Consider the following 18,549-nt stretch of genomic DNA (forward strand, 5'->3'; position numbering starts at 1 on the left):
GCTTGATTGATTGGTAAGACTTTATTGGGCGCACAATTCTTGCTTAGGTGAGGTATGACCGAACCCGCATGAGTAATGAATTCTCATCTGGTAGTGGGTTTAGGCGTATTTCTCCTATATCTTTTGTTCATGAAAGGCCAAAAACATTGCGACATATATTTTGTGTATTCGTTTCTATTCAACTATTTGATCAAATTTAAAAGGCCGCCTTTATTCGTATATCTAGCATATGAATTTTCGAGTGCGATTTTATTTTGCGCTAAATATCTACAAACAAGATCACGGTTGGATAGTTGAAGCTTACTTCTATATTTCGGTTCAAAGAGTTCGTTCCACTGATATGTGGAAGTGAAACGTCACACTTTTTTTATTGAAAAATTATCTATATTATCCTGCGGGTCATTTTGAGTGAATTTTAGTGGGGCTTATTTGGTACTCCCTTCTGGTTTAGAAATATAGGGATTAAAGAATATCCGCTTATGTATTCATCTTTGAAGTTAAGAACCGTTTTTGGATGTAAGTAGTTAAAGGAAAGTTTGTGGAAAATCTTAAGAAGGGAATTTTCGCTGGTGTTGCATTACTGATTATCCCTATCACCATGGGGACCGTTTTCACAGTTGATGAGGGTCACGTAGGAATCGTAAAGCGATTTGGCAAGGCAATCTCACAGGTTGATCCCGGAATTCATACAAAAGTCCCATTTATGGATAATGTGGTCGAAATTGAAGTGAGAACCCGGAAAAATGTTGAGACGATGAATGCCGCCACTGCAGAACAAATGCCGTTGAAAGCAGTGACTGCAGTGAACTGGACGGTAACTCGCAGTGCAGCCATTGATTTGTATAAGCAATATGGCGGTTTGGAACAATTTGAACAGCGGATTCTCGATCCCAGGCTGAGAAGCGCCAGTAAAGCTGGTTTGGCTGAATTCAAGGCAGAGCAGATTATCCAGAACCGGAATGCAGCAATTCGACGGATTGAGGAACTTTTGGAGGAGGAAACCAAGGGGTTACCTATGGAATTGGGAGATGTACAGATTGAGAGCATCAACTTGCCTCCCAAGTACATCCAATCTATTGAAACCAAGCAGACAGAGTTGAACCTGGCGGCTGCCGAAAAGCACAAACTGGAACGTCAAAAGCTGGAAGCGCAACGTGAGGTGAATACTGCTAATGCGCGCCGTGATGCCACCAAAGCTAAAGCAGATGGTGAAGCCCATAAGATTCGTGTAGAAGCCGAGGCGGAAGCTTTTGCGATTCTGGAGAAAGGGGAAGCGGAAGCCGCAGCGATTAAAGCAAAAGCTGATGCGATTGCCAGAAACCATACCTTGGTTGAATATATCCGCGCGCAGCAATGGAATGGTCAAATGCCTTCAACGATTATGGGTGGCGATCAGCCAATTCTGTGGGATATGGGGAATAACTCAGACCGCAGAAATTAAGATGGCCCAAAGCTAGATTTTTGCTCGCTTTTTACACAAAAGGTTTGGCGTTTATCAATAGGAAACGCCAAGCCTAGTTTGTTCAGTTGGCAGTATTTCCTAAATTCTAAATGATGGTACAGTCATTACTTAATGAGGCCTGTCTGTTAGTCTCGTAGTTACTTGACTTGCTAGGTAACTCCTCACAATATCCGAAAGGTACTTTTCGGTGTGCTTATTACCCGCTATATCCTGATTAAATTTATTGATGTTCCTCGGGTATCACGCACTCTAAATCAAGGAGATTCCGGTTGAAACACTTTATATGGTTTATCACTGCTGCAATATTGGTTTTTGGTGCCAGCAACTCGGTGATCGCAGAAGGTGGGGGCTCATGTAGCAAGTTATGTACTTTTGTGCTCAAGAATAGTCGGACCTCAGAATATACAGTAATTAATAGGGAGAGGGCAGCCAAGCAGTTCACACCATTCTCTACTTTTAAGGTTCCCAATACCCTTATTGCACTTGACTTGGGTTTAGTTGAGAACCTGTTACAAGAGCTAACCTATAATCATGACAAATACCCGGCTAAAGAGTGGTGGCCTACAATCTGGTTAGAAAGGCCTTTGACGATTCGCGAAGCATTTCAAAATTCAGCGGTTCCGATCTATCAGCAATTAGCAACGGAGATTGGCGCTAAGAGAATGAATCAGTATTTGGCAGGTTTTAATTATGGTAATCGGAATGCTTCGTCTGGTATTGATACCTTCTGGCTCAATGAGAGTATCAAAATATCAGCGTTGGAGCAGGTAGACTTCCTGGAGCGTTTATTTACTGGTCAATTACCTGTATCGCAGTCAGCTATAGATAAATTTAAAGAAGTGATGCTGGTAGAGGAGACCGATGCCTATAAGTTACTAGCGGGGCAGAAATAATCAGTACACCCTGGTAATATAAACTGCATGAAATACGATGCCAGAAAACTTAGTACTGAGGAGCAGCACCTCATACGTAAAATTGCTGTTCAGCGAGTATTTGATGGAGAATCTGCGGCGGAGGTTAGTCGTAGCTTAGGGCTGGGGAGCAGAACTATTTTCCCATGGTTAAGGACTGCTCGGGAGAAAGGTATTGAAGCGCTATCTCCAAAAATTAGACCTGGACGCGGTAGAAAACTGTCAGCTATTGAAGAAGAGGAAGTCAAACGATGGATTATTGGTGGCGATCCAAGGCAATATGGCTTTGATTTCGGATTGTGGACACGTCAGATCGTATCGGATTTGATTTTTGAGAGATTCAAAATTGAACTTAGCGTTTCTAGTGTCGGCACACTTCTACATCGACTGGGCCTGACGCCACAAAAGCCTCTACGAAGAGCTTACGAGAGAGATGAGAAGGCGGTGAATAAATGGGTAAAGGAAGTCTATCCAAAGATTAAATCTTATGCGAAAAAAACTGGTGCAGAAATATTTTGGCTGGACGAGGCTAGTATCAGATCAGACGATCCACTCCAAAGGACATGGGGAGAAAAAGGAAAAACTCCAGTGGTAAAAACGAGTGGTCAAAGACAGTCAATCAATGCGATCTCAGCTTTATCGAATAGAGGTGGCTTCTGGTATCATATTTATAGTGGAAAGTTCACGGCAGAAAAGTGCGTAGAATGCTTCAAAAATTTCCAGAGAAGTCAGAAAAGACCAGTGATTCTCATTGTTGATGGGCACCCAGTACACAAATCGAAAAAGGTATTGGAGTATGTCGATTCACAGGATGGAAAGCTTGAAATGGTGTTCTTACCGCCATATGCACCAAACCTAAATCCAGATGAGTTGGTCTGGAATCATATGAGAAATATAGGGACTTCAAAGAGGCCGCTGAAAAAAGGTGAGACACTACTGAGTCGTGCAAATGCAGATTTGCAGAGCATCAAGAAAAATAGAAAACTTGTGAAATCATTTTTTCAAGAGTCGACTGTATTCTTTGCTGCTGCCTAGGTAGTATATGCAAAAACAGGAGGAGGGCCATTAGCTAAGAATAAGGCTTTAGGTTGGTATATTGGAATTGTAGAGTCCAATAACAATATTCATTATTTTGCGATTAACATAGATGGCAGTAGTTTTCGGGAAGTACAAAAGAAAAGAATTGAAATTGCCAGAAAAAAACTATCTGAGTTGGGGATTATTTAGGCTCTCTATAGCGAAGCTGTGGTACGTCTGTTTTGTAATGGTTAGGGCTTTTTGATTGATTGTTGTGAGTCAATCGGCATAATGGCGACCAAATTCACTTTCATATGGGGCTTCCTATGGGAACTCAAGCTGTAAAAGTTATATTTGCTTTATTCATCAGCACCTTTTGCTCATTATGCCTGGCTTCCGATAAAGTAGCCAATTTGGATAAGCTTCTGCTTGTATCGGGTTTCACCAATCAGGTTGAGGGGTTTCCTGAGCTAGTAAAATCTGGATTTGCGGAAGGCGTACAGCAGGGTGCACCAATTCCTCAGGATAAACTGCAAAAGATTCTTGAAAGTGCAGATAATACAATTTTGCCGTCCATCATTATGGATGAAGTGCGCTCGTCACTGAGTACTTCTTTGACCGATAAAGATGTTGAGGTCTTATTGGCTTGGTATGAATCAGATATCGGTAAGAAAATTACTAAGGCTGAAGAGGAAGGAAGCTCTGAAGAGGCATTCCGGAATTTGATGGCTAATGCACAGCAGTTGATGGCTGACACAAAGCGCGTTGAAATGGCAACTCGTATTGATCAGCTTGTTGGTGCTACCGATATGGCGATGGAGATGCAGGCCTCTACGGGTATAGCTGTCTATTCCGCAGTGATGGCAGTGATGGCTCCCGGCCAAGAGATCAATCTAGATGCTTATAAGGCACAAATGGAGGCAATGAAGCCCCAGATGCGTCAAAATGTTGAGCAATTTGTTACTCTCTCTTTCGTGCAAACTTATCAAGGCTTCGACGATGCAAGCTTAGCGAAATATGAGGAGTTCTTGAGCCAGCCAGAAGCTAAAAAATTCAATTCCTCTTCAATGGCAGGGCTTAATAAAGCTTTAACACAAGTAATCGGCCGATGGTCCGGTGATATGGCTTCTATACTTAAAAACGAAGCGAACTGATTATGGGATAGGGAGCTCCTGAATATCTTTATACTTCTTAATTAGAGTATTTAGGGGGGGCTCGGCCTACCGCCTGCATCCATATTAGCTGTAAAGGAAGCAGGCGGTATGACCATCACATATTTACCTTTCCATTCTATGCCCTAAGGTGAGTCTCATAGGCTCGTCAGTTATTTGATAAAATAGCTTGTCATTTCATATCATTATATTCTCTTGTACTTCGACAGTCCGATTAGCTGGAATACGGTAATAGTCTATAGTACTGCTTGAATTCCTTACCATGGCGGCAAAGATTCGTTCTCTCCAATTTGCCATCTTGCTATAGCCGCCTTTAACAGGAAATATATTGTATCGGCAGGTAAAGAAAGAAGACTTACTTGGATCTATATCCAAAAGGTGCATTTTGTTGAGTTTATTTATGGCTCCTTCGACATCTGGGCGTTCCATATATCCATAGCGTAAGATTAGCCTGAAACATCCCTCTCTTATCTTGCTAATGATTGCTCGGTTCTTTGGGAGTACTTTTGGGGTGTTGGCCGACGTAACGGTTAGGAAAAGGTTCTTTTCGTGAAGGACACTGTTATGTTTCAAATTATATATCAGGGCATGAGGTACAAAGAGTTGATTGGTTCCCACAAATATTGCAGTTCCAGGTACTCGTAATGGGGGATTATCAAAAAGTGAGTTTAAATAGGGTTCCAATTTATAATTCTTACCCTGCAAGTAACAATTTATTGCTTTTTTTCCATCTCTCCAAGTAATCATCAGCATCGCAATAAAGGCGGCTAAACTTATAGAGAACCACCCCCCGTGGCCAATCTTTGCCAGGTTTGAAGTAACAAAGGCAAAATCAATAAAAGCAAAGAATGAGCCGACAGCCAGGCAAATTATCAGATTGTATTTGAGGTAGTGGCGATACACGATTGCTGCAATGCAGGAGGTAATCAACATTGCGCCACTCACTGACACACCATAAGCACTAGCCAGGTGGACTGAGCTTCCAAAGAGAATTGCCACCAGTATTACCGCTGTCATTAATAGGTAATTGACCCCGGGCATATAGACTTGTCCCGCGAGTGCTGATGACGTGTGCCGGATGGCAAAACGGGGCATCAAGCCAAGTTGGATTCCTTGTTTTGTCAGGGAGAAGGTCCCCGAGATACAGGCCTGGGAAGCGATGCAGGTTGCTACAGTTGCAAGAATAATCATTGGGTAGAGCGACCAGTCCGGGTACATCCGGTAAAAGGGGTTGTCTACCGCAGAGGTGTCACTAATAAGTAGAGCGCCCTGTCCCATATAGTTCAACACGAGGGCGGGGAACACCAAACCTATCCAGGCAATTCTTATAGGCATACGTCCAAAATGCCCCATGTCGGTATATAGAGCCTCTCCTCCGGTAAACACCAGTAATACTGCACCTAATATCCAGAATGAAGCCATGCCATGGTTAGTGAGGAAGCTCAAAGCATGTAGGGGATTGACGGAATGGAGGATTACAGGGTTCTGGAGCACCCAGTAAAGGCCCGCGAGTAGTAAAACTAAGAACCAGATGGCGGTAATCGGGCCGAACAGTTTCCCCACGGTTTCGGTGCCGAAGCGCTGTACAAAAAACAATCCAAAGAGTATGCCGATAGAAATTGGCAGGATAAACGGTTTTAGAGTTTTGTTGACTATCTCCAGTCCTTCGACTGCGGAGAGAACGGAGATGGCTGGTGTGATAACGGCATCACCAAAAAATAGTGCCGCGCCACAGATCCCGCCGCCTATAATGAACTTTCTTAATAATTCTCGCCCTTTTGTCGCTTCCAGAGCCAGCGTCATCAGCGCCATGATCCCGCCTTCTCCCCGGTTGTCCAGGCGCATTACCAATATGACGTACTTAATAGTGACAATGAGGGTAAGTGCCCAGAAGACAGCAGAGACTCCACCAATAATGGTCTCTGTGTTATGGGGAATTCCAAACCGGGGGTGGAAAATCAGTTTAAAGGCGTAGAGTGGGCTAGTGCCAATATCACCAAATACAACCCCGAGAGCGGCAAGTGAGAGAACCCAGTGTTTTCTTGCGCCTTCTGAGCGAGATTCCATTTGCAACTCTTATCATCCAGTGTCATACAAAGGCAGTGATTTAATACTTATCAGGGAGTTTGCTGTCATCACTTGGATGGTGGGTATCAGCGCGCAAGAAATTAATTTTCCCTGAGACTGATCTTAGCAATACATTGCTAAGGCACCATGTGAGCTACTGTGCAGGGTGCAAACTTACAAGCCGATAAAGTGAGATGTAAGAGAGGTATCCGCGTAATTGAGCAATCGTGACAGGCAGTTATAAAAACAGCTCTTTTGGCGGGGATCTTATTGTTAGTAAGGCGGGACTACAGGAGCCTCCCCAATGAAAGCATCGGACCTTTTTATTCGTGCCCTGGAGAAAGAGGGCGTTGAGTATATCTTCGCGATTCCTGGTGAGGAAAACCTGGATATGCTGGAGTCTTTGCGGGGCTCAAAGATAAAACTAATTGTCACGCGCCATGAACAGGGTGCCGGTTTTATGGCTGCCACCTATGGTCGGCTTACGGGCAAGCCAGGTGTCTGTATGTCTACTTTAGGTCCGGGGGCCACGAATCTGGTGACTGCCGCAGCTTATGCCCAGCTCGGTGGAATGCCGATGGTGATGGTCACCGGTCAAAAACCTATCAAAAGTTCCAAGCAAGGGCAGTTTCAGATTATTGATATTGTTGACATGATGCGCCCCCTGACCAAATTCACCAAGACAATCGTGGGGGGCGACTATGTGCCAGCTCATGTCCGTGAAGCCTTTCGGCAATCTGAAGAGGAGCGGCCGGGGGCAACCCACTTGGAATTTCCTGAAGATATTGCCCGTGAACACTCCACCATGCCGGTCTTGGAGCCCAGCTATAACCGTAGGCCAATTGCCGAAGAGAAGGCAGTGCGCAAAGCTGCAGAAGCGATTGAGGCATCCCGTAAACCTCTGCTGTTGGTGGGAGCAGGCGCAAACCGTAAATTAACCGCTAAAATGTTGCGCAAGTTTGTCGACAAGCTGGGTATTCCGGTGGTGACAACTCAGATGGGTAAGGGAGTAATTGATGAATCGGGACCGCACTTTATTGGCAATACCGCGCTATCCGACGGGGATTTTGTTCACCGGGCCATTGAGCAGGCCGACCTGATTATCAATGTGGGCCACGATGTTGTAGAAAAGCCGCCTTTCTTTATGCGTCCCGGTGGCCCGGAAGTTGTACATATCAACTTCAATTCAGCGCAGGTGGATCCGGTCTACTTCCCACAGATAGAGGTGGTTGGCGATATTGCCAACAGCTTGTGGCAGCTGGACCAGCACTTGGAACCCCAGGGTCACTGGAGCTTTACCGATGCGCACCGTATCCGAGCCGCGCTTCAAAAGCATATCCAGGAGGGCTCAAATACCACCACTTTCCCAATTCGTCCGCAACGACTGGTAAAGGATCTCCGCGAAGTGATGCCGGAGAAGGGCATTATTGCGCTTGATAATGGCATGTTCAAAATATGGTTCGCGCGGAACTATCCTGCTTTAGCCCCGAATACCGTGCTGCTCGATAACGCACTGGCAACGATGGGGGCGGGCTTGCCTTCGGCAATGGCTGCCAAGTTGGTGTGTCCAGACCGCCGTGTGGTCGCAATTTGTGGGGATGGGGGCTTTATGATGAACTCCCAGGAGATTGAAACGGCGGTTCGTTTAAAACTTGACCTTATCGTGCTTATTTTGCGCGATGATGCCTACGGAATGATCAAGTGGAAGCAGGCCATGATGGAGTTTGATAACTTTGGTCTGGATTTTGGTAATCCTGATTTTGTCGATTATGCAAAATCCTATGGTGCTCATGGCCACAGAATAACGGCCACAGATGAGTTTAAGCCGATGATAGAAAAATGCTGTAGGGCGGGTGGGGTCCATCTCGTGGATGTGCCCGTGGATTACAGCCACAACGACCGTATCCTGAATCATGAAATTCGCGAGTTGTCGAGTAAGTTGTAGGGGTAGCCGGCTCGGGTAAGGTAGTTGTAACAGGGAGGTGTTCGGCTTTCTTTTAAACAAGCTCCTCGGGCCCGAGTACTTTAAAGTAGGGGCCAATATCCAGCCTTATGGAGGACATGGCAATCTTGATCATTTCTCTGCGATCTTCAAGTATGTCCTCCTTAGCTATTCCATGTAGAACCATATAATCTTCATATTTCCCGGTAATAAAGTCCTCTTTCCGTATACCTTCGTAAGCTCTACATAAAACTCCATGAAGGTTCTCTATAAATTGGCGGCGGCTCTGCATTGTTTGTCGGGGCCCATGCTCGACTTCGAGTTCATGAGCATGTTCATAGTTGATATTCACCAAGCAAAAATTTGTTTTGTTCTCTTTCCATGCTCTTGCCGCCTGGTTGAGTTCTACGATCAGGGTGAAGGGCAGGTCGGCAAACATGGGATTGTGGTCAGTGAAATCGAGAAATGCGTATCCTGCCCTAAGGTAACTGCTGGCTCTTTCAGTGAGGTCGTAACTATGAATATCACCGGTACGGATTGACTCGCTATCGGTATCCATCTGGCAGTTGAGACACAAAAACCCTATTTCCACTTCTGAGCTGGCATGGCCGCAAGCATTGCAAATAAGTAGTGTGCCGGGTTTGTCGTAGTCACTGCCGAAGTGTAAAAGCTCCTTTCGACATTTGGGGCAAATCAGGTCTTCACCTTCCCTGAAGTCAGCTTCGCGTCCCAGGTAGGCGCAGCTGAAATGGTGCAGATAGAAGTCTTCGGTAAGGTTAGAGGATCTGCATACCGCGCACTCTTCACGGACATTAAACTGGGAACCTCCACAGCCGTTACAGATATGGCGTCGATCGAAAAACTTGCCCTGTAGAAATCCTGATTCGATCAGTTTTTCACATTCCGTCACAACAGTTGGGCTATCGAGGATAATATTAAAATCAACAGTCGCTTTGGAGTTGGGGCTATAGTGCGGCGAGAGACTTACGCCAGATACAAATAATCGCGCTAGTATTTTGTCGCTATCTTTCTGAGTGGTGTGGAAATCCAGGTGGACTTGCGCGCGCCGATAGTGAAAGTCGTCAATAACCTGGCTCACAACGGGCATATCCTGCGCACTAAGCTTTGAGCAATCCAGATCTGCCTTCTCGCCGACTGTTCCAGTGAGATCAATAACCGGGAGTAGATACAAGCCACCACGCATATGCCATATATGCGTCAGGTCATCTATTGATGCTGGCTCCTCAATTAAAATAGCGTCTTTGGATTCACCAGTATGCGATGTCACCTTAGAGTCGCCGGGCCAGCGAAAAAAGCTATATTCGTCACTTAAAAAGGAGATGCTGATTCCTCCACACCTATATAACAGCTGGCGTTTGAAAGATTAACTGAGTGTTTTAGCTTATTTCATGCCAGTTATACGTAACTGTGTAGCCTGTAGTGTATATGGCGTCCCTTTAACTGAATAGATTGTTGAGTATTTAAGAAAAGATAGGTGAAAAATTGGCAATAGGCAGGGATAGGTGCCCTACGTCCCTGGCAGGAATTAGGAATAATTGTATGACATAGAAGGTAGTCGTCATCTGGGGAAGTTAATTAATAAATTTATCAATAATGACATCAATCCAGTCAATCTTTAGGGTTATGGTAACTTTCTCGTTCACCGGAAATTTTGATGGGTCAAGTAAGACTATTTTCGCTAACTGATTACGCGATGTGGGCTTGAATGTATTTTGGAACTCCTGGGGTAGTGCGGCTGAGAGGGGGATCATTTCTACAAGTACCCCTTTGTCTTTAAAGCGTCCACCAGTAACCAATACCTCCATTCCAGGCTTGATCACGAATTGATATTGATTGGGTAGATAGGCTAGGACATAGGCTTCCCCGGTGTAGATAGACATAAGGGGCTCCCCAGCATCATAGACATTGCCGACATGGGGGACTGAAGCCCCAACTAGACCAGAAGTGGGGCTTTGAATAATACCGTTATTGTAATGCTCCTCCAGTTTTCTCAGCGCTTGTTCGGAGCGATAAATTGCCTCATCAACAGATCTACGTTTTCCTTCCAGGGTGGCGCTTTCAACTTGTAATTTTACCAGGGTCTCACTGGCCTCGAAGTTATCTTTCAATACATCTTGGTAACCGACTTCGCTGACTACTCCTCTATTTGCAAGTTTATTGATTCTATCTACGATTCGGCCAATTTGTACTTTACGCTCCTTGGCGGGAGTGAGTAGTTTTTTTGCAGTCTCTGCCAATAAAGTGAATTCAGCAGAAATCTGTATTAGGTTAGCTTGGCGGGTGGAGAGATCGGCGATTCGCTCCAGTAGCTCCATTGATTCAATCCTTAAGAGTAGCTCGCCCTCTCGAACAGCTTGCCCTTCATCTACGGCAACCTCTACCACTTTTACCAAGTAGCCCATTTCAATAACGCTTTGATCGCGTAGTACTAACCCATCGCTTCGCAGTAAAAACCAGTCACCCCATATATAGCGAATAACGCCAATACCAAATAGGATTAACATGGCTAAATATATTCGACGGCTTGCAGAACCCCGGGTTTTTCGCTGTTCACTTTCGAAACTATCAGGGCGTAGTCGTTTTCGCAGAGCCTTCATTCAAGCTACTCACGAACACGGTGTACTTTTAAAGGGGCGAAAGAATCTTTATAGGATGTTCTAAAGATCCACTCCTGAACATAAGCATACAGTCTTACGACTCGCATAAAGTTTACATAAAAGATGCTATAGGCAGGAATATAGGGCCAAAGGGGAAGTGACTTGACTTTTGGGGTTGCGTAAGAAGCTAAAGCAAAGGTAATTGTATCGAGTGCAATTAATACAACCTGGGCTCCCGCTAAAATAAACCAGGCATTGTCGCCATAGCGTACAAATAGCCAGACTAAATAGACTGGTAAAGCTATTGCGGCAATAACATTGAAAACCAGGAATTCATATTGGTGAAAAAATTCTTTTAGCTGCATTCCTTGGCGGAACGGATTAATAAAATGCAGGTACTTGCGGTAGCGAAGACGAATAGCATCCCGTTCCCACCTAAAGCGCTGGCGCATTAGAACGGTTATGCTGGTGGGAACATCGGTATAACAAATCGCCTCAGGTGCAAATTCCACTTTCCAACCGTAATCCCGCAAACGAAAGGTGATATCTAAGTCTTCTCCTCCGCCGGCATCAAAGCCGCCAATTTGATTCATTGCGGATACCCTAAAAGCACTGAAGGCACCGGAGGCACAACACATTTGGTCGAGCATCGCTAGAGAGTGTCGCCCCAAGCAAATACTGATTACATATTCAATGGCCTGGAATGAGCTGAGTATATTTTCTGTGGAGTTTCGGACAATTACATTACCAGAAACCACGCCAACCCTGGGATCTGCAAAGCCTTGCATCACGTATTTCATAGCGTGGCGATCGAAGGTGCAATCGCAATCAATTGATGCGATAAAGTCGCCAGTTGAAAATCTCTGTCCTAAGTTGAGGGCTGAGGCCTTGCCTCCACGCAGTTCTGTTGCATGAGCGCCATCCAAGCGGCCCTTGTTTTGCAGGTAGTGAATATCGTCTCGGGTTTTATCTGTGGAGCCATCGCTGATTGCGATGACTTCATAGGGGATATAGCTTTGTTCCTGTAAGCGTTCGCCGCACTTTTCAATAGAGTTTTCTTCGTTGTGACCGGCGATGACTGCAGTGAGTCTGCCCAAGGATTCAATGTCCTCCTCGTACTCTGGTTTTGTGGCGAAAAAGAATACCGAGGTAAAAAACGACATTAAATATCTAGGGAATTCCAATACCACCACGATCCAAAACATCGTAAAGAGGGTGGCGTAGCTCTGAGTGGCAAAGAAAGTAATTCCATCATCGATCATTTCCCACATTTAGGTCTGCTCCTGAATAGGCGAATACAGGCCCCGGCTATTGCTGTTACCTATCTGTGATGTGGTAGTGATCTTATTTGGAGAACAGTGAGTGTCTTGCGGCACTTCGCTTGGGTGGACTAGGGGGCGAGCATGGAAGGTTGGTCTTACGCTTGGCTTCCATTCACTGGTAAGGGCTATCAGCTCACTGCTTGTATAGGCTAAGCCCAATTTTGATACCCCCTGACTTTGGCCCTTTATGCTATAGAGCCTGTAAAAGAGACCTTGGCTCAACCAGAGGGGCAGCCATAAGTCTCCCTAGAAGGAAATGCTATCTCTGAGACTGTCAGTATAGTCCACGGTGGTTTGAGGTGTCGGGCAATGCAGAGCCCCAGAGCCCCAGAGCCAGCAGAGGCTCTGGGTTGATTTATTCGCTGCTAATAGGAAGGGGGGAATTCGGAGGCGGCGGTTCAGCCTTTATCGAACCTCAAGGTCCAGATTGTATTGAGCAACCACACGACCTATGTAGCCCAGTTTTAGAAACGTCGCACTAATGACCATAAAGATATGTCCTGCGACCTGAGCGGGAATTGAAAACAGGTGAGACAGGGGGTAGCAAATAACAATCGTCAGAATAAGCAGGGGAACTGACAGAAGCAGCGTAAAGTTACCGGCTTTTAGCAGAAGCTTGAAACGCTCACGCAGTAAGGGGTTTTCCGTATTCAGCATATCGGCCTCAGGTTCAAACGGCGTCAATCTATCTTTAGCAACTGCTATGCCAAATATAAATGCCAATAAAAACAATGAGTTATGGTTTGTTCTTGGTGTTTGTGTGTCAAGTTGACCTTTATGGTTGCTGTGTCATAATGACTCTTAAAGGTCTTTTGGACTGATTTGGCTATGGTAGATACCAACGCAACCTTACTGCTCGAAGTGGCTCTGGACCTGGCTAATAGCCTTAACAACAGCGATCGTTTTGAGCGTCTGCTCTCTACTATCCGCAAAGCGATCAAGTGCGATGCTGTTGCCTTGCTTGGGCTCAATGGCGCTACACTCACCCCTCTCGCAGTTCAGGGGCTTGCCCGAAGGACTCTGGGGCGGCGATTCCTGATTGATGAGCATCCACGGCTTGCGCAAATCTGCGCTTCGGAACACCCAGTCCGCTTCCCATCTGACTGTCAGCTACCAGATCCCTTTGATGGTTTGCTTTTGGATAGGGAGGGAGATCTTCCCGTGCACTCCTGTATGGGTTTGCCTCTCTATTCAGATAACCACCTGATTGGTCTGGTAACAGTGGATAGCATGTCTGCGGATGCCTATGCCCGAATCAGTGATCGAACCCTTGAACTGATAGCCGCGCTGTCTGCGGCCACTTTACGCACAGCTTTAGAGCTAAAGGCCCTGTCACACTCCGCTGAGCATGCCGAGCAATTGGTGAAAGACCTAACCCAGCAGGCTCTGGAGCGAGATGGAGGTGAATTAATTGGTGAGAGCGCGGAAATGCAGTCCCTGCGCAGTGAGATAGAGCTGGTGGCTGGGTCGGATTACAACGTGCTGATTCTCGGTGAAACGGGGGTGGGGAAAGAACTGGTGGCCCGTACCGTCCACAGGTTGTCGACTCGCAAGGAGAAGCCCTTAGTCTATCTGAACTGCGCTTCCCTGACTGAAACCCTGGCGGAAGCTGAACTTTTTGGTCATTCAAAAGGGGCCTTCACTGGCGCAGATCGCGAGAGGCCCGGCAAATTTTTACTGGCGAACGGCTGCACTATTTTCCTGGATGAGGTTGGCGAGTTACCGCTTGTGGTGCAGAGCAAACTGTTGCGTGTATTGCAAAGTGGTGAGATTCAGCCGGTAGGCAAAGATACGGTGCAGCATGTAGATGTTCGCATTGTAGCGGCGACTAATAGGGATTTACGCAAAGGGATTGAAAACGGTACTTTCCGAGCTGATCTCTACCACCGCCTCTCTGTATATCCCCTTGAAGTCCCACCGCTATGCCGGAGGGGTAATGATGTTCTGCTGTTGGCAGACTACTTCTTGGAGCGCTCCCGCAGGAAGCTGGGTTTTCGTCAGTTGCGTCTCAGTACAGAGGCCACCAACAAGCTACAGCGATACGCTTGGCCGGGTAATGTTCGCGAGCTGGAACATATTATCAGCCGCGCAGCCCTTAGGGCCCGCAAAGGTAGCTCTCCAGAAGCTATTGTTGCCATTACTGCAGCACAAATTGAAATTCCCGATGACCTGGTTATTCAGAAGCCTCCGCAGAAACCGGTAGAGTCGCTGTCTGAGGCTATTGATTTAAGGGTGGAAACGGAAAACTATCAGCGTGAACTCATTGGGAGTGCCCTGGCTGAGACCGATGGGAACTGGAGTAAAGCGGCCAAATTACTATCCGTAGACCGAGGGAACTTGGTGCGTCTCGCTAAAAGGTTGGGTGTTTACATCAAGAAAGAGGTTGTTCGAGGTAAGTAATCTATATGAAGCAAGGAGTTGCAATGTTGATTAGCGATAAAGGATTACGGCTTTCACTGGTTGTAGGGGTAATTTCCCTGACTATCGGCTTACTGGCATTTGCGTATAACTGGAAAATAATTGGTGGGGGTTGGCCATATTTCGGTACAGTTTTATTTCCAGGCAATCTTGTACTGTCATTTTTCTCTGAAGAAATAGACTTCTGGCCAAAGTTTGCGCTGCAGATGAGTGGCCAGTTTTTGGTTCCTTTTTTGGTTGCACGCGGTATTATCAAATTCAAAGATTGGTTGAGGTCACAGCTTTAGGTTTGTGATTTTGCTCGTTGCACTTCTTTCGATAGGGTAAGCAATGAACGCGGCGCTAAAAAAGATTTTTCCACTTCTATTTCTAATCTGTATCTCCATTTTTTGGGGCTTATACTATAGCTCTAACGGCCCCCTAAATGATTACGGTCGCGCTAATTACGAGTGGTTGCTACTGATAGATGGCCTTATTATTTTACCTATTCTGTATTTAATTTATTCCGAAAATAAGCGGAACGCACTGCTAAAAATACTGGTCTTTGGGAGCCTGGTAGTATTGGTTGGAAGTTACATTATCCCTAATCAAAGTAAAGTCCTTTGGCCATACCTGGAGATGGGGAGATACTTGCTATTGGCAGGCTTGGTTATAGTTGAAATGACGGCTATAGCTACAATGTGTTCGGCAATTAGGGCGGCAACTATCAACCATGATGATCTTGATATCGCAATACGCTCGTCAGTGGAGAAATATACCGGTGGGGGAGTGTTAGCACAAATATTGGAGTTCGAGGCCCGTGTTTGGATGTTCACGTTCCTTGGTCATCGCATTGACCCAAGCCAATATCATGGGAGTAAGCATTTTAGTTATCATTTGAAGGCTGGAGCAAAAACTACTGCTCTAGGATTCATTTTTATTATTTTATTCGAACTGCCAATAGTACACCTCCTTTTACACTTTATTTGGTCGCCAATGGCAGCAAATATTATCAGCTTTTTAACTCTGTTTGGGCTTCTATTTTTGGTTGCTGAATATAGGTCAATGGGGCGTAGACCAATATCTCTTAATAATGACTACCTCATAGTAAGGTTTGGCCTCTTTAATCAGAAGAATATTTGTCTAAGTGATATCCATTCTATTACCCAAAGCTCTGGTTACGCTCCAAGGTCGAAAGCTGTAAAATGATTTAACTTTTCCGGTAATCCAAATATTCTTATCGAACTAAACAGGCAAGTTGGGCAGGTAAGACGGATTTATATTGGAGTTGATCAGCCGGCGGAATTAATCAGTGCTGTGATCGATGCTAAGAATAACTTAGAGGTGCCGCTCTCCAGCACTGACTAACTTGAGTAGGATTGATTATTTTCTCATCACTCGGAGCCCATTAAAGACGACTAACAAACTGGTACCCATATCGGCAAAAACAGCCATCCACATGGTTGCTTCTCCGGCAAAAGCAAGCACCAGAAAGACCGCTTTAATGCCCAGCGCCAAGATAATGTTCTGCCAAAGAATATGGGCCGTTGAACGAGATAGTTGGATAAAGGTGGCGATCTTGCCCAGATTGTCGTCCATCAGGGCCACGTCAGCGGTTTCTATCGCTGTGTCGGTTCCCGTTGCTCCCATCGCAAACCCTATATCAGCACGGGCCAAGGCGGGGGCATCGTTAATGCCATCGCCAACCATGCCAACCTGGCCTTTTCCAGATAGAGTCTCCACCTCTCTGAGCTTGTCTTCCGGCAATAGGTTGCCTTCAGCCCGATCGATGCCGACTTGTTTAGCAATCGCATCTGCAGTGTGCTGGTTGTCCCCGGAAAGCATCAGTGTTTTCACGCCCAGCTTGTGAAGGCTCTCAATGGCGTGTTGGCTCGATTCCTTCACGGTATCGGCGACAGCAAATATCGCCAGTACGGAGTTTTCCCGGGTCAGCATCACAACAGTTTTCCCTTCTTCCTCAAGGGCTCCCAATTGGCGCTCCAGATCGGCGGAGCAAATACCCAATTCTTCAATAAGGCGGTGGTTACCCAGGTAGCACTGATCCCCCTGAATTCTGCCCCTGACGCCGCGCCCGGCCAGGGCTTCAAAAGAATCTACTTCTTGTAGACGTTCGTGGGGAATCTGAGCAAACTCTAGTACGGCCCTGGATACCGGATGATCGGAACGTTCGGCTAGGCTCGCCGCCAGGGTTTGTACCTCTTCCGCGGGCATTGGCGCTATCACTTTAAAATCCGTGACGGTTGGCAGGCCATGGGTGATGGTTCCAGTTTTATCCAATGCTAACCAGCGAAGGTGGCGCCCCTGCTCAAGGTAGGCCCCGCCTTTGACAAGGGTTCCGTGGCGGGTGGCTGATGCCAAGCCACTTACGATGGTGACAGGAGTTGCAATCACCAGTGCGCAGGGGCAGGCGATTACCAGTAACACGAGTGCGCGATAGATCCATTCCATCCAGCTGCCGGCAAAAAGCAGCGGCGGTATTACCGCAGTAGCCAGTGCCACTGCAAATACCAGGGGCGTATACCAGTGGGCGAATTGGTCGACAAAGCGCTGGGTTGGAGCGCGACTACCTTGTGCGGCTTCCACCGCATGAATAATTCGGGCGAGCAGGTTATCGTTGGCAGCAGCCGTAGATTGGTATTCGAGTGCCCCGGATTCGTTGATACTGCCGGCGAAAAGTTCATCTCCAGGGCCTTTGTCTACCGGAAGGCTCTCCCCGGTAATTGGGGCCTGGTTTACAGCTGAATTGCCGCGTATTACCTCCCCATCTAGAGCGATACGTTCGCCGGGGCGCACCCGGATGGTTGTGCCAACCGGAACAGTCTTGGCTGACATGGAAACCCACTCGCCATCTGGCCCCTGTACAGTGGCGGTTTCCGGGGCCAGGTCCATTAACTCCCGAATCGCATTGCGGGCACGATCCAGGGATTTGGCTTCAATTAATTCTGCCAGGGTGAATAACACCATCACCATTGCCGCTTCGGGCCAGTGACCGATAAGCAGGGCGCCGGTGACCGCGATGGACATCAGCGCGTTCATATTCAGGTTGCGATTGCTGAGCGCGATCCAGCCCTTTTTGTAGGTCGTGAGTCCGCCGCCAGCGATAGCGGCCAAGGCCAGTATCATTACCAGCCAATTGTTTCCCCCCTGTAACCAGAATACGACCTCGGAGGCAATCGCCGCCAAACCGGCAGCGCCCAATAACCACCAGTTTGCATGGGTGGTAGGTGGCGCGGAATCGATGTCATCTTCTGTGGCCAGGCGTGCGTCCAGGTCAAGGGGGGTCAAGGTATTGAGGATCTTGCTCTCCATACCTGGCGCGTGGCGCACCTGCAGGATTCGCTGCACCAGATTAAAGTCCAGCTGGTAAATGCCCTGCATACCGGAGAGCTTGGCACGTATTAGCCCCTCTTCAGTGGGGCAGTCCATCTTGCTGATGGAGAACAGGGACAGGTCACCTTTGTCGCTGTTGTTATTGCTGTTTTGAATCGGTGTCATGGTTGCGGCTTGGGTTGCCCCGCTGCAGCCACAGCTGGAATCGCGCTTGACCATTATTCACTCTCGGATAGATCAGTCAGTGAGCCAGTATTACAATCCCTCTAGTAACTATAGAGTCAAGAGGG

14 protein-coding genes are annotated in these 18,549 nt (G+C 46.8%); 8 read left to right on the forward strand and 6 right to left on the reverse strand.

Annotation, left to right across the window (positions count from 1 at the left end; genetic code table 11):
• The first annotated feature begins 538 nt into the window (after nucleotides 1-538).
• The 4 genes from ACJJIQ_RS07160 (at nucleotide 539) to ACJJIQ_RS07175 (ending at nucleotide 4,544) form a co-directional block, all read left to right on the forward strand.
• Nucleotides 539-1,441, forward strand: a complete 903-nt coding sequence (locus tag ACJJIQ_RS07160; RefSeq protein ID WP_445364147.1) for a prohibitin family protein — start codon at nucleotides 539-541, stop codon at nucleotides 1,439-1,441.
• Between the two features lie 290 nt (nucleotides 1,442-1,731).
• Complete coding sequence (locus ACJJIQ_RS07165) at nucleotides 1,732-2,355, forward strand: penicillin-binding transpeptidase domain-containing protein (protein WP_445364148.1); 624 nt, start codon at nucleotides 1,732-1,734, stop codon at nucleotides 2,353-2,355.
• Nucleotides 2,356-2,382: 27 nt separating this feature from the next.
• Nucleotides 2,383-3,408, forward strand: a complete 1,026-nt coding sequence (locus ACJJIQ_RS07170; RefSeq protein ID WP_445362554.1) for an IS630 family transposase — start codon at nucleotides 2,383-2,385, stop codon at nucleotides 3,406-3,408.
• 308 nt (nucleotides 3,409-3,716) lie between these two features.
• Nucleotides 3,717-4,544, forward strand: a complete 828-nt coding sequence (locus ACJJIQ_RS07175; RefSeq protein ID WP_445364149.1) for a DUF2059 domain-containing protein — start codon at nucleotides 3,717-3,719, stop codon at nucleotides 4,542-4,544.
• Nucleotides 4,545-4,739: 195 nt separating this feature from the next.
• Here the strand turns inward: ACJJIQ_RS07175 and ACJJIQ_RS07180 are convergent, their stop codons facing one another.
• Nucleotides 4,740-6,629 (reverse strand): potassium transporter Kup, encoded by a 1,890-nt coding sequence (locus ACJJIQ_RS07180; protein WP_445364150.1) that lies wholly within the window; start codon nucleotides 6,627-6,629, stop codon nucleotides 4,740-4,742.
• A 304-nt stretch (nucleotides 6,630-6,933) separates the two neighbouring features.
• Here ACJJIQ_RS07180 and ACJJIQ_RS07185 point away from each other — a divergent pair, with 304 nt between their 5' ends.
• Nucleotides 6,934-8,574: an acetolactate synthase large subunit gene (locus ACJJIQ_RS07185; RefSeq protein ID WP_444913937.1), complete on the forward strand. Its 1,641-nt coding sequence runs from the start codon at nucleotides 6,934-6,936 to the stop codon at nucleotides 8,572-8,574.
• A 52-nt stretch (nucleotides 8,575-8,626) separates the two neighbouring features.
• Here the strand turns inward: ACJJIQ_RS07185 and ACJJIQ_RS07190 are convergent, their stop codons facing one another.
• The 4 genes from ACJJIQ_RS07190 to ACJJIQ_RS07205 all read right to left on the reverse strand — a co-directional run bounded on the left by ACJJIQ_RS07190 (nucleotide 8,627) and on the right by ACJJIQ_RS07205 (nucleotide 13,168).
• Nucleotides 8,627-9,859, reverse strand: coding sequence for a TackOD1 domain-containing metal-binding protein (locus ACJJIQ_RS07190; protein WP_445364151.1), 1,233 nt, complete (start codon nucleotides 9,857-9,859; stop codon nucleotides 8,627-8,629).
• Between the two features lie 304 nt (nucleotides 9,860-10,163).
• On the reverse strand, nucleotides 10,164-11,189 hold the full coding sequence (locus ACJJIQ_RS07195) for an HlyD family secretion protein (protein ID WP_444957827.1): 1,026 nt from the start codon (nucleotides 11,187-11,189) through the stop codon (nucleotides 10,164-10,166).
• 5 nt (nucleotides 11,190-11,194) lie between these two features.
• Nucleotides 11,195-12,460: a glycosyltransferase family 2 protein gene (locus tag ACJJIQ_RS07200; protein WP_445364152.1), complete on the reverse strand. Its 1,266-nt coding sequence runs from the start codon at nucleotides 12,458-12,460 to the stop codon at nucleotides 11,195-11,197.
• Nucleotides 12,461-12,916: 456 nt separating this feature from the next.
• Complete coding sequence (locus ACJJIQ_RS07205) at nucleotides 12,917-13,168, reverse strand: hypothetical protein (RefSeq protein ID WP_444894013.1); 252 nt, start codon at nucleotides 13,166-13,168, stop codon at nucleotides 12,917-12,919.
• A 171-nt stretch (nucleotides 13,169-13,339) separates the two neighbouring features.
• On the opposite strand from ACJJIQ_RS07205, the gene norR reads away from it, so the two are divergent.
• The 3 genes from norR to ACJJIQ_RS07220 are packed head-to-tail and all read left to right on the forward strand — an operon-like array spanning nucleotide 13,340 to nucleotide 16,117.
• On the forward strand, nucleotides 13,340-14,911 hold the full coding sequence (gene norR, locus ACJJIQ_RS07210) for a nitric oxide reductase transcriptional regulator NorR (RefSeq protein ID WP_445364153.1): 1,572 nt from the start codon (nucleotides 13,340-13,342) through the stop codon (nucleotides 14,909-14,911).
• 23 nt (nucleotides 14,912-14,934) lie between these two features.
• Entirely contained in the window at nucleotides 14,935-15,216 is a 282-nt protein-coding gene (locus ACJJIQ_RS07215; RefSeq protein WP_445364154.1) for a hypothetical protein, read from the forward strand.
• Between the two features lie 43 nt (nucleotides 15,217-15,259).
• Nucleotides 15,260-16,117: a hypothetical protein gene (locus ACJJIQ_RS07220; protein WP_445364155.1), complete on the forward strand. Its 858-nt coding sequence runs from the start codon at nucleotides 15,260-15,262 to the stop codon at nucleotides 16,115-16,117.
• Between the two features lie 174 nt (nucleotides 16,118-16,291).
• Here ACJJIQ_RS07220 and ACJJIQ_RS07225 read toward each other — a convergent pair whose 3' ends face one another.
• Nucleotides 16,292-18,478, reverse strand: coding sequence for a heavy metal translocating P-type ATPase (locus ACJJIQ_RS07225; protein ID WP_445364156.1), 2,187 nt, complete (start codon nucleotides 18,476-18,478; stop codon nucleotides 16,292-16,294).
• Nucleotides 18,479-18,549 lie beyond the last annotated feature (71 nt).

The sequence above is a fragment of the Microbulbifer maximicatervae (SeqCode) genome (assembly GCF_052468295.1).

Bases quoted from the DNA above. Each gene is read 5' to 3' on its own strand.
- ACJJIQ_RS07170 (WP_445362554.1), top strand. From the start codon at position 2,383: ATGAAATACGATGCCAGAAAACTTAGTACTGAGGAGCAGCACCTCATA.
- ACJJIQ_RS07175 (WP_445364149.1), top strand. From the start codon at position 3,717: ATGGGAACTCAAGCTGTAAAAGTTATATTTGCTTTATTCATCAGCACC.
- ACJJIQ_RS07180 (WP_445364150.1), bottom strand. From the start codon at position 6,629: ATGGAATCTCGCTCAGAAGGCGCAAGAAAACACTGGGTTCTCTCACTT.
- ACJJIQ_RS07185 (WP_444913937.1), top strand. From the start codon at position 6,934: ATGAAAGCATCGGACCTTTTTATTCGTGCCCTGGAGAAAGAGGGCGTT.
- ACJJIQ_RS07195 (WP_444957827.1), bottom strand. From the start codon at position 11,189: ATGAAGGCTCTGCGAAAACGACTACGCCCTGATAGTTTCGAAAGTGAA.
- ACJJIQ_RS07200 (WP_445364152.1), bottom strand. From the start codon at position 12,460: ATGTGGGAAATGATCGATGATGGAATTACTTTCTTTGCCACTCAGAGC.
- ACJJIQ_RS07205 (WP_444894013.1), bottom strand. From the start codon at position 13,168: ATGCTGAATACGGAAAACCCCTTACTGCGTGAGCGTTTCAAGCTTCTG.
- norR (WP_445364153.1), top strand. From the start codon at position 13,340: ATGGTAGATACCAACGCAACCTTACTGCTCGAAGTGGCTCTGGACCTG.
- ACJJIQ_RS07215 (WP_445364154.1), top strand. From the start codon at position 14,935: ATGTTGATTAGCGATAAAGGATTACGGCTTTCACTGGTTGTAGGGGTA.
- ACJJIQ_RS07220 (WP_445364155.1), top strand. From the start codon at position 15,260: ATGAACGCGGCGCTAAAAAAGATTTTTCCACTTCTATTTCTAATCTGT.
- ACJJIQ_RS07225 (WP_445364156.1), bottom strand. From the start codon at position 18,478: ATGGTCAAGCGCGATTCCAGCTGTGGCTGCAGCGGGGCAACCCAAGCC.